This is a genomic window from Peribacillus sp. NPDC058002, from assembly GCF_042886655.1.
Lineage (GTDB): Bacteria > Bacillota > Bacilli > Bacillales > DSM-1321 > Peribacillus > Peribacillus aracenensis.
The window spans coordinates 1-9,283 of the sequence record NZ_JBHVQU010000116.1 but is presented as its reverse complement, the minus strand read 5'-3'; the positions used below and the strand labels follow the sequence as shown (position 1 = coordinate 9,283).

Annotated in this window: 10 protein-coding genes; 3 read left to right on the top strand and 7 right to left on the bottom strand. The window is 36.8% G+C overall.

What is annotated here, in order from left to right:
• The 3 genes from ACFVSH_RS17650 to ACFVSH_RS17640 all read right to left on the bottom strand — a co-directional run.
• Positions 1-1,053: saccharopine dehydrogenase family protein (locus ACFVSH_RS17650; RefSeq protein ID WP_387707113.1), on the bottom strand; the 1,053-nt coding region annotated here is incomplete at its 3' end.
• A 23-nt stretch (positions 1,054-1,076) separates the two neighbouring features.
• Complete coding sequence (locus ACFVSH_RS17645) at positions 1,077-2,030, bottom strand: 2-hydroxyacid dehydrogenase (protein ID WP_387707111.1); 954 nt, start codon at positions 2,028-2,030, stop codon at positions 1,077-1,079.
• 832 nt (positions 2,031-2,862) lie between these two features.
• A complete protein-coding gene (locus ACFVSH_RS17640) occupies positions 2,863-3,093 on the bottom strand; it encodes a hypothetical protein (RefSeq protein WP_387707109.1) in 231 nt (76 codons plus the stop codon).
• A gap of 913 nt (positions 3,094-4,006) precedes the next feature.
• Between ACFVSH_RS17640 and ACFVSH_RS17635 the strand changes: the two genes are divergently transcribed.
• Together ACFVSH_RS17635 and ACFVSH_RS17630 are read left to right on the top strand one after the other, a co-directional pair.
• Positions 4,007-4,576, top strand: a complete 570-nt coding sequence (locus ACFVSH_RS17635; RefSeq protein WP_387597421.1) for a DUF2238 domain-containing protein — start codon at positions 4,007-4,009, stop codon at positions 4,574-4,576.
• Positions 4,577-4,596: 20 nt separating this feature from the next.
• On the top strand, positions 4,597-5,172 hold the full coding sequence (locus tag ACFVSH_RS17630; RefSeq protein WP_387597423.1) for a DUF2238 domain-containing protein: 576 nt from the start codon (positions 4,597-4,599) through the stop codon (positions 5,170-5,172).
• Between the two features lie 242 nt (positions 5,173-5,414).
• Here ACFVSH_RS17630 and ACFVSH_RS17625 read toward each other — a convergent pair whose 3' ends face one another.
• Entirely contained in the window at positions 5,415-5,885 is a 471-nt protein-coding gene (locus ACFVSH_RS17625; RefSeq protein WP_387597426.1) for a hypothetical protein, read from the bottom strand.
• A complete protein-coding gene (locus ACFVSH_RS17620) occupies positions 5,875-6,255 on the bottom strand; it encodes a hypothetical protein (RefSeq protein WP_228467446.1) in 381 nt (126 codons plus the stop codon). The genes ACFVSH_RS17625 and ACFVSH_RS17620 overlap by 11 nt, the downstream gene beginning before the upstream one ends.
• A gap of 508 nt (positions 6,256-6,763) precedes the next feature.
• Here ACFVSH_RS17620 and ACFVSH_RS17615 point away from each other — a divergent pair.
• Positions 6,764-7,210, top strand: a complete 447-nt coding sequence (locus ACFVSH_RS17615; RefSeq protein ID WP_387707107.1) for a DUF5392 family protein — start codon at positions 6,764-6,766, stop codon at positions 7,208-7,210.
• Positions 7,211-7,390: 180 nt separating this feature from the next.
• Here the strand turns inward: ACFVSH_RS17615 and ACFVSH_RS17610 are convergent, their stop codons facing one another.
• Entirely contained in the window at positions 7,391-8,422 is a 1,032-nt protein-coding gene (locus ACFVSH_RS17610) for an aromatic ring-hydroxylating oxygenase subunit alpha (protein ID WP_387707106.1), read from the bottom strand.
• 66 nt (positions 8,423-8,488) lie between these two features.
• Positions 8,489-9,283: aldehyde dehydrogenase family protein (locus ACFVSH_RS17605; protein ID WP_387707104.1), on the bottom strand; the 795-nt coding region annotated here is incomplete at its 5' end.

Genomic DNA, 9,283 nt, shown 5'->3' with positions numbered 1-9,283 from the left:
AACTTGGCCCTTTGCAAGCATTTGAGCCACAATGGAAGGAGGTACAGATGTTTTCAATGCTCCAGCAGGAATATTCCATTTCTTTTCACTCCCAACATAAACCTCAACTACAACTTTCTCTTTCCGACCATTTTTTTCACCTGTTACGTCAACACGAGTTACACTATACTGATCTTTATCCACTTTTGGTTGTATTAGTTGATTAGCAACAGTTAGTAATGCTTGCCTTGGAGATACCTCAACCCCACCCATATTAATAGGTTCCTTACTACCAAATCCAAGCTGAACTAGAAACTCCACTTTCTCATGGAACTCCCTTGGAAGAGCAATGCTGAAGGTAGTATTTTTACAACCCTGGTCTTTAAATGAATCATAGAGTGTAACGGGTTCAGGATGAATTGTATATACAGGATTTGCAAGGCCAATCGGTTCCTTAAATTCAACAGGCTTTGAAATAAGTGGATCAATTTTAGTTATTTCACCATCTTTCACAATAACCGGTTTTAAAGTATACTCGTCGATAATAGTATCTAGCATATATGGTGTAACTAACGGAGAAGAGTATTCTGTAAAATCCTTCATGGCAATTGTAATATCAATATCAGATACTGTATCTAACTGTTCTACCCCAGCTAATGCCATCATATTTGAAATTCCAGGGCCACTTCCCATTCCAAGGACGGCTGTGATCCCGTTTGCCTCAAATTCTTCTGTCAATTCAAGTTGTTCTGCAGTTTCTTTTGGCCAAGCACCAAGGTCTACATAATTGACTCCCGCCTTTAATGCTGCCCTGGTTACATTTGGACATAGAAAAGCTGGACCGCTATTGATAATAACATCAAAGTCTTTAATGACATTGGCAGTTTCTTCTTCGTTAAGGACATTAATCTGCTTGGCTGTTAAACGTGGATCTCCGATTTGCTTAGCTCTTTCTTCTGCTTTTTCAATTAAAATGTCAGCAACCATAACCTCTGTAACTTCATCATTTTCTAACAAATCATAAATTGTCCCTAATGCTTGGATTCCTGCTCCACCAATAACTATAATTTTCATCTTAATTCCCCTCTCTTAATAAATTAAATAACAACATTTTGATTGATTCCATAAAAAAATTGAACTAGATTATTTATTGCTATAATAAAAATTTCTTTTGAAGCCTCGGGTGTATTAAATGCAATATGCGGACTAAGAACTACATTTGATATTGATAGCAGAGGGTTATTTTCCAAAATAGGTTCTTCATCAAAAACATCAATACCAGCGCCTGCAATTCGTGATGAAGAAAGAAATTCAACTAATGAAATTGTATCGATTAATTCTGCTCTTGATGTGTTAATTAGATATGACTCTCGTTTCATCAGTGAAAGTTCCCTTTCGCCTAATAGTTTCCTCGTTTGTTCCGTTAACGGCAGATGAAGTGAAACAAAATCTGATTGTTCTAGAAGCATTTCTAAGCTAGTAAATGTTACACCTAATTTTAGGGCTCTTTCTTTATTTGGGTTAAAAGTCCAACAAATGACATTCATGCCAAGTACCTTACATAATTCAGCCATTTTCTGCCCTATTCCACCCAATCCAATCAAACCGATTGTTTTTCCCTTTATCTCCATGATCATATTGGACTGATCCCAAATCCCTCTTGTTACATTTTGGTGATTCCGGTTAATATTTTTTGCTAGCGAAAACATTAATGCTAATGCATGTTCTGCAACTGAATTATCTGCATATCCAGGGGTATTTGTAACTGTAATACCTCGAAACGCTGCAAATTTCAAATCAATGAAATTAGAAGCACCAATCCCGGTAAATGAAATGATTTTCAATTTAGGGCATTTAGCAATAACTTCATTCGGTATTGACCATCCCAGAAGTATCCCATCGGCATCCTTTACCCTGTTTACAAACTCTTCTTGAGTTTCAGGTCTTCCTTCATAAACACGAATTTCGGCAAATTGTTGTAATGGATCGAGAAGTTCATCCGTTAGTAATTTTTTAAATTGCGGATCTGCATCTGGATATACTATTAACACCTTTATCACCCCCTTACCAATTTCTCTATTAATTTAGGAAACTTTAATTAGCAGATATAACTGAAATGGCAGTCTTTAAGTACTATGTTTTCAGGCTTTCTTTTTAGATATAGTACAATATCCTTTTCTTCTTGTTTTACATCATAGGTTAGAAGGGAAACCTGAATAGGTGAAAAAATGGACTTTCCCGTTTTCTTTAATATATCAACCCCTCTCAAGGTGGAAATTTAAAATGAGAACGTTTACATAAAGCCGTAATTGACACTGCTAAGTTGGTCTGACCATGGAATACCATTATTATATAACAGAAATTTACATTAGTCAAAATATTTTAAATTTTTAATCAACTAATATAATTAACATAATATTTCCCTTTGAACTACCCGCTAGTTATTAATATAGGGAAGCATATTTGATACAAAAACGAGAAGTCGCTGGGGCTGCATCGTGAAGATGCTATTTTTCAAGGAAGGAGAAATCATAAAAACATGGAGGGGAATTTAACAATCCAATAGGGCAATCGACTAGAAAGCATATTAATAGAAATGAAACCAATTTGTAACGCAGGCATATTATTTACAAAGACAAAAGTTAAATATAAAAAGTAGTCATAGAATTGGCTTTGACAAGAGCTTTTAATCCTTTACTACTGTGCCTTGTCAATACCGGTCTACTTTTCCCATTCAATAAATGATTTATTAGAGGACGATACGACTGTTTTCATATTGCAGTAGAGGATCTGTTCCGGCAGCCCATTTAAAGCAGGGAAAGGCATTCATATGGCAATTCATCAGTGTTTCTAATTTCATATCCGTTGGAAACTCCACATTTTTCATTTGGAATAACTTAAAACCACGATGAATGAATACAATTTTTGGAACTTTCCATTCACCTCATACATTCCTACTTCCGCCCAATCCATCTGAGCTTGCTTTCCCGGTGGAGTTTCAAATCTTACTGTAGCTTGTTTTTCGGCTGAGCCCGATAGGGGTTTAACAAATTCTCGAAGAATCGTTGTTTTCCCCTCATAACCCAAAGTCTGAATTTCTTCAAAAAGGACCATACTATTTGTCGTTCCTTCTTGAATTCTTTGCAGAGCATAAGGCTCTTAAATGTTCCGAATTTACTCTCCCCCTTTCACATAGTTGATTGAAGTACTTGATTTTCCTTTATATATTTACTGACTGTATTGCGATCAAACCCCGTTTCCTCGGCAATAAAAATTTCCCCAGTCTTCAGCATCGTCTCAAACGCTCCAACTCTATTAAGTGAAGAGATGATTATCTGTTATTTTTGGAGAACTTTAAACCGTTGATAATGGGTATTTTAGCACCAATGATGACAGTGACGATTCAAATTAATTTAACTATATGAATAACTTGAACATGAATGGCCAAAAATAAGATGTATTAAGAAAGCAAAAAGGTGAATGCCTGAACGCTTCAACATTTAATCATTTGTATTTAGTTGGAACGGTTATTTTACATTCCCCTTCTTCTTTAGCTGATTTTGTTAGCTGTAGTGTTGTCTTGAACGTTCGCTTTGGTATTGAAACTGTTACACGAACGCTGGAAATTTTCTACATATCTGTTTTAATATAACTTACTAATTTAAAAAATTCTTTCATTCCTCAAGTAATATACAAAACACCTAGCTAACATTGGAAGGTTTCACCAAAATCATTAAATTTTTTAATGATTTCCCCTTCAAAGTTCACTAAAAGAATAGAAGGAGAAAAAGCTTTTTATACTGACATTGATCAGAGGAATCATTTTAATTCTGGATATCTTGGTTTTTGGGCCACTTTTAAGCCCATAAACGCTTAGGTAGCCAAAATGATTAAAATAATGCGAGTTGGCGGCATAAAAAATCATCATAAATATATGCTAGAACTTCGATATAAAATCCATATTCACGGTTGAATTTGGGTTGAATACAATAGGATATGATCCAATGAATGTTATGAATGGGGTGGTATGGTGAAACATAAAATAATCATTATTCTTAGTTTAGTCTTTGTAGTATTTATGACTGTTTTACTCATCTTTTACCTCATTAAAGATGATTCTTCCCGATGGATGGTAGCTCTTGGGGGAATATTGGTAAGTGCCTTGCCCATTTCATTATTATTTGTTAAACATAATCCCTTTAACATTCCGATCATTATTGGTTATTATATTTTTGTTTTCTGTACGACATTTTTAGGTTCAATCGCAAATTTTTATGTGGATTTTAAGTGGTGGGACTCTACCCTTCACTTTTATAAAGGTATCCTCGTAGGTTTTGTTGGGATTGCTCTTTATAAACTATACATCCCTCAATCGGCGAGAAAAGATATTTCAAGGTGGGTCATCTTTCTATTTGTTCTCTCGCTTTCAGTCACTGCCTCTGTTCTTTGGGAAATCTATGAGTTCGCAGGAGACCTGACTTTTACTCAAACCATGCAGCGAGGCGGTAATAAAGATACTATGTACGATCTAATTTTCGGTCTTACTGGTGGTCTTCTTATTTCCATTTATTCTAGTGTACAAAAAATAAAATTATGATAATTTGTTGAGGTAATCATATGAATCGTAAGCTAGTTATTTCATTAAGTTTAGTGTATGTCCTTTTTATGGCTGCTTTATCTATTTTTTTCTATTCAGCCGATGAAACTTTCAAATCACTGGTTTCGATAGGCGGTGTGGTATGTGGAGCAATTCCCCTTTTACTGGCCTTATTTACCAAGCTTCAATTCAACCTGCCAATTATCATTTCCTATTTAATCTTCTTATTCGGTTCACAATTTTTAGGTTCTATTTTAGGTTGGTATGGACTGGGGTGGTGGGACACATTATTACATTTACTAAGCGGTTCCCTTCTAGCTTTTACGGGTATTGCTTTATATGAACGACTGGTATACAGAAATGCAGGCAAAGAGATATCCCCTTGGTTTGTCTTTTTGTTTACCCTCTCTTTCTCAGCACTTGGTGGTGTCATATGGGAGATCTACGAATTCAGTTCTGATCAATTATTCGGGATGACACTACAAGGCGGAGGGAATAAAGATACAATGATAGATTTAATTGCGGATACTATTGGGGGACTTATCATTGCAGTGTGGGCCGGAGTGCGGACAAAGATTAAGTTAAAGAAAACATGAAAAAACGTTCCAGTTGATTTCAGAAATCCGCTCCCTTTCCGCCGACTGCCTGCCAAAACAACTCGCCGTAAGCATGTAGCGGGGTCACGGCTAGCCAGTTATTCGGCAGGAGTGCCGCAAATTTCTTCAATCTAATGAGATTTCATTCCATATAAAACGAAAAGGGTTCGGGATGCAACCATTCCTGACACCCTTTTGTAGACAAACAAAAACGACCATCTTATCGATGGTCGTTTCTATGTTCATTTAAATATGATGGAAATTATTTTCTCCGTCGTCATCGCACTATCTACCACATACGTTCCAGGTCGTAATCCGTTGGCCTTGCCTTTCTTTTCAACCTCGTTAGAAAAATCATTGGCATTCTTAATGACTTTTGCTTTTTGAAGGGTTTTACCAACATCGATGCTTGTCGAGCCTTTAGACACCCTCAGAACTGTACGGTATATGACTTTCTCTGTTGGTTCTTTTACATTTTCTTTTTCAGCTTCCGCTTTATCTTTAATCGACTTTGCTTCAGCAATCTGATCTTCCCATTCTTTTTCTGAATGTATGACATACCCTTCAGAAACCAGAGATTCTTTCATCTCATCTTCTGATAGTTTCTCCGATGTGCCGGTCGCTTCACTTGGACCAAAGAAGTACACTGCACCGCACAATCCTGCCGCAACAACAATGCCTCCGGCAAAGCTGCGCATTGATTTAGATGTCATTGGCCACAGTTCTCCTTTCATTCTTCGTTTTTATGTAAGGAGTAAGCATGCGTTCTATTTCATCTTCCGGCTGTTTTGTCTTCAGTGCGATGCTTTCAAATGAATAGCCTCGCTTATGTAGGTCGAGCACTTCACGCAACAAGATCCGCGTTTCGGAAGACATTGCTAGAACGCCTGCCTCTTGCACCGTAATTTCAGCATCTATCTCGATGTTCCTGATTTTTTCCTGTAATACATTCATTTCATCTCCAAAAGTGATAGCAACCTGTTCCAATTGACTGTCCACTTTTACAGAATCCTTTTTAATAAACGATAAAATGAACAGTAATACTGCTGCAGCAAACAAAATGATCAGAGCCCATTCCATCATTCTATGTCCCTCCTTAATCTTTGAATCTAATATCTCGCTTTCTAATTATATATTGATTCGTTCCAAAACTCGATTTAAAAGAACAAAATACCACAATAGTCACGTATTTATGACAAAAAAAGGCGCAGGGTGGCCATCCATAACGATTAATGATGAAAAAAAGAAAAAATGACTTCCATTTGAGGACCATTTTACCATAATCCATTCATCATTTATACCATTACTAATATATTAAGGCAAATGATCTTTATTTGGCATCCTCATACTGCAAGAACGCTGTCTATCTGAGTTAGTTCAACACATATAATTAGGCATTTCATTCATTACCCACATACATCAATTTCGTTTACTTTCCCTAAAAAAGTTCATGGGGTATATTAAATGACAAACAGGTTTCCAAACGATAAGATATATATTATCAGGTTCCTTTTCCTGTTTCATTAAATAGGTACATTTTTTTTAGTGCCATATACTTATTGGGTTCATCCAAGATAATAAGGAGGAAACAATGAATATCAAAATAAATAATATACCGGCCTTCATGCAAGCCGAACTCGAACAACTTCAATCAACATTGTCCCCATTGTTGAAGAAAAATATGAAATACGGTTTTTTTTCGACGGTGATGATAGGCTTTTCCATCATCAATCTTTTTTTTCTTTTATTTAAGAACGAATCTTTACCCATCTCGAAAATCGCACTTGGAATCTATGCATTGGTGGGAGCTGTAGGATTTGCTTTATTAAAAGAAAACAAACACAACCAAAGAGAAATAGTGAAAATGAGTCAAAAATATATGTTGGAAAGAATCAAAAAAAGCGGCTATTTATCAGATGCCAGAAAAAGTAACTACTTTAAGAGAATAAATGAGCATCCGCTTACTGCCATGAATGTTTTTTTTGAGTTTCTTGCTGAAGAACAACATTGGAAGAACAAATCCTCACACCCGGAATAAATAAAAGGCTAACTTTATCGGTTGTGCAAATAAGCAAAAAAAGTCATCACAAATAAAACAACCAACCAGTATGCTCCGGTAGATTACCGAATCACACTGGTTGGTTGCTTAAGAGCTAATACATTTAACTTCACTATGAATGATTCTTCTTTAAGTGGATTCCAATTTCCAGCTCAGTAGTTAATTCTGGAGGTTCTTATCAATAAGTTCATGAAAATAAACTGCAGCATGTTCAGTTGGAGAAAAGATACCATTTGTAAATGCCTCGGAACTTAATCCTTTTTGCAATTTTTCCACCAGTTCAAAATCTTCCTGCCGTACTTGATCAACAAATTTAAAATATTCTTCTTTTTCTATTGTTGTTTTTTCATCGAGGGCATAATCACGATAAATACCTAACGACGTCTCAGAATCAACAGGAATTACTTGAATGGTATTCACATTCCCATCTCCTGGATAAACGTTAATCATCATATTTGGCCAAACCCAATAAAAACGTGCTTGGTCACCCTCACCATTCTTGCTTACCGTCATATATTGATAGGTGAATTTGTCGTGTGTCGTTGTGCAAAAGTTTGATAAATCAAAAGATTTCGCAAAGCCAGGATGGGCAATGGAACAATGATCACATTCAAGGTAATTGTCAACAACAGCTTTCCAATTAGCTTTAACTACACGGCGAGTTTCCCTAACTAGATTCAGTGAATCAAAGAAGGGATACTCTTTCATTTCCTCTAAAAATTCCTGATATGCTTCTGCCATGGAAGGTGCATTTTTGTCTAGATTGACAAAAATCATAGCATTCTGAACTTCTAAGCGTATGGATTTCATACAGCTGTGTATGCCCAATTCATTCGTTTTAAAATTAGGAGCTCTATATACACTTCCATCTAATTTGAACGTCCATCCATGATATCCGCATTGTAAAACTTTTTTATTTCCTTTATCGGAGTTTTCTACTTTCATTCCGCGATGAGGGCAAATATTATAGAAAGCACGCAGTTCACCATCGGTACCGTGAGAAACGATAATAGGCTCCCCGGCGATATCCAATGTCATGAAATCGCCCACTTTTTCAACTTGGCTTGCATGTCCTGCTAATATCCAGCTCTTTCTAAAAATTTTTTTCCGTTCTTCATTGAATACCTCTGGATCGACATACCGTGAATAAGGGAGTGTAGGGCTGAATTGTACATTTTCTTTAGTGGACATATTGAAAATCCCTCCTGAATTATGTTCTAATTTAAAAGTTTGAAAAACGAACGGTTTAATATGTTGTTATATTCTATCCATATAGACTGTCTTAACTTCAGTATAGAATTCAACGGCACTCTTCCCTTGTTCACGGCTGCCTGCACTTGAATTTTTACATCCGCCAAATGGCATTTGCGGTTCGGTTCCTGCTGTTTCCGAATTGACATGGACAAGACCCACTTCGACATCTTCAATAAACCTTTGAGCCGCCGTTAAATTATTGGTACAAATCGCTGCGCTCAATCCATACTCTGTATCATTTGCCATCTTAACTGCTTCCTCATAATTTCCTGCCTTGAAAAGTGCAATGACTGGTCCAAAGATTTCTTCACGTGCTATGCGGGCATCCTGAGCAACATTTTCAAAGATAGCCGGTCGGACATAATATCCGTTCGCCAATTCCTCTTCAGTCGGAATCTCTCCTCCACACAATAGCGTTGCTTCTGATTTCCCAGTATCAATCATTTCAAGCACGCCATCGCGTTGTGATTTAGATACAGCGGGACCAATATATGTTTCTTCGTTGAGCGGGTCTCCCACTTTTAATTCTTTCGTCCGGGCGACAAGACGGTCACGGAATGCTTCATATATTCCTTCTTCGACAATCACCCTGCTAGTGGCTGTGCATTTTTGCCCTGTGGACTTAAAGGCTCCGCCTACAGCAATTTCCACTGCTTTTTCTAGATCAGCATCAGCTAGTACGACGAGCGGGTTTTTCCCTCCCATTTCTGTTTGCACTTTCTTCCCATGTTCAATCGCTTGTTTTTGAATTTGCTGACCTACTTGATTCGAACCGGTAAAAGATATAGCCTTCACATC

Bases quoted from the DNA above. Each gene is read 5' to 3' on its own strand.
- ACFVSH_RS17640 (WP_387707109.1), bottom strand. From the start codon at position 3,093: ATGGTCCTTTTTGAAGAAATTCAGACTTTGGGTTATGAGGGGAAAACA.
- ACFVSH_RS17635 (WP_387597421.1), top strand. From the start codon at position 4,007: ATGGTGAAACATAAAATAATCATTATTCTTAGTTTAGTCTTTGTAGTA.
- ACFVSH_RS17630 (WP_387597423.1), top strand. From the start codon at position 4,597: ATGAATCGTAAGCTAGTTATTTCATTAAGTTTAGTGTATGTCCTTTTT.
- ACFVSH_RS17625 (WP_387597426.1), bottom strand. From the start codon at position 5,885: ATGACATCTAAATCAATGCGCAGCTTTGCCGGAGGCATTGTTGTTGCG.
- ACFVSH_RS17620 (WP_228467446.1), bottom strand. From the start codon at position 6,255: ATGATGGAATGGGCTCTGATCATTTTGTTTGCTGCAGCAGTATTACTG.
- ACFVSH_RS17615 (WP_387707107.1), top strand. From the start codon at position 6,764: ATGAATATCAAAATAAATAATATACCGGCCTTCATGCAAGCCGAACTC.
- ACFVSH_RS17610 (WP_387707106.1), bottom strand. From the start codon at position 8,422: ATGTCCACTAAAGAAAATGTACAATTCAGCCCTACACTCCCTTATTCA.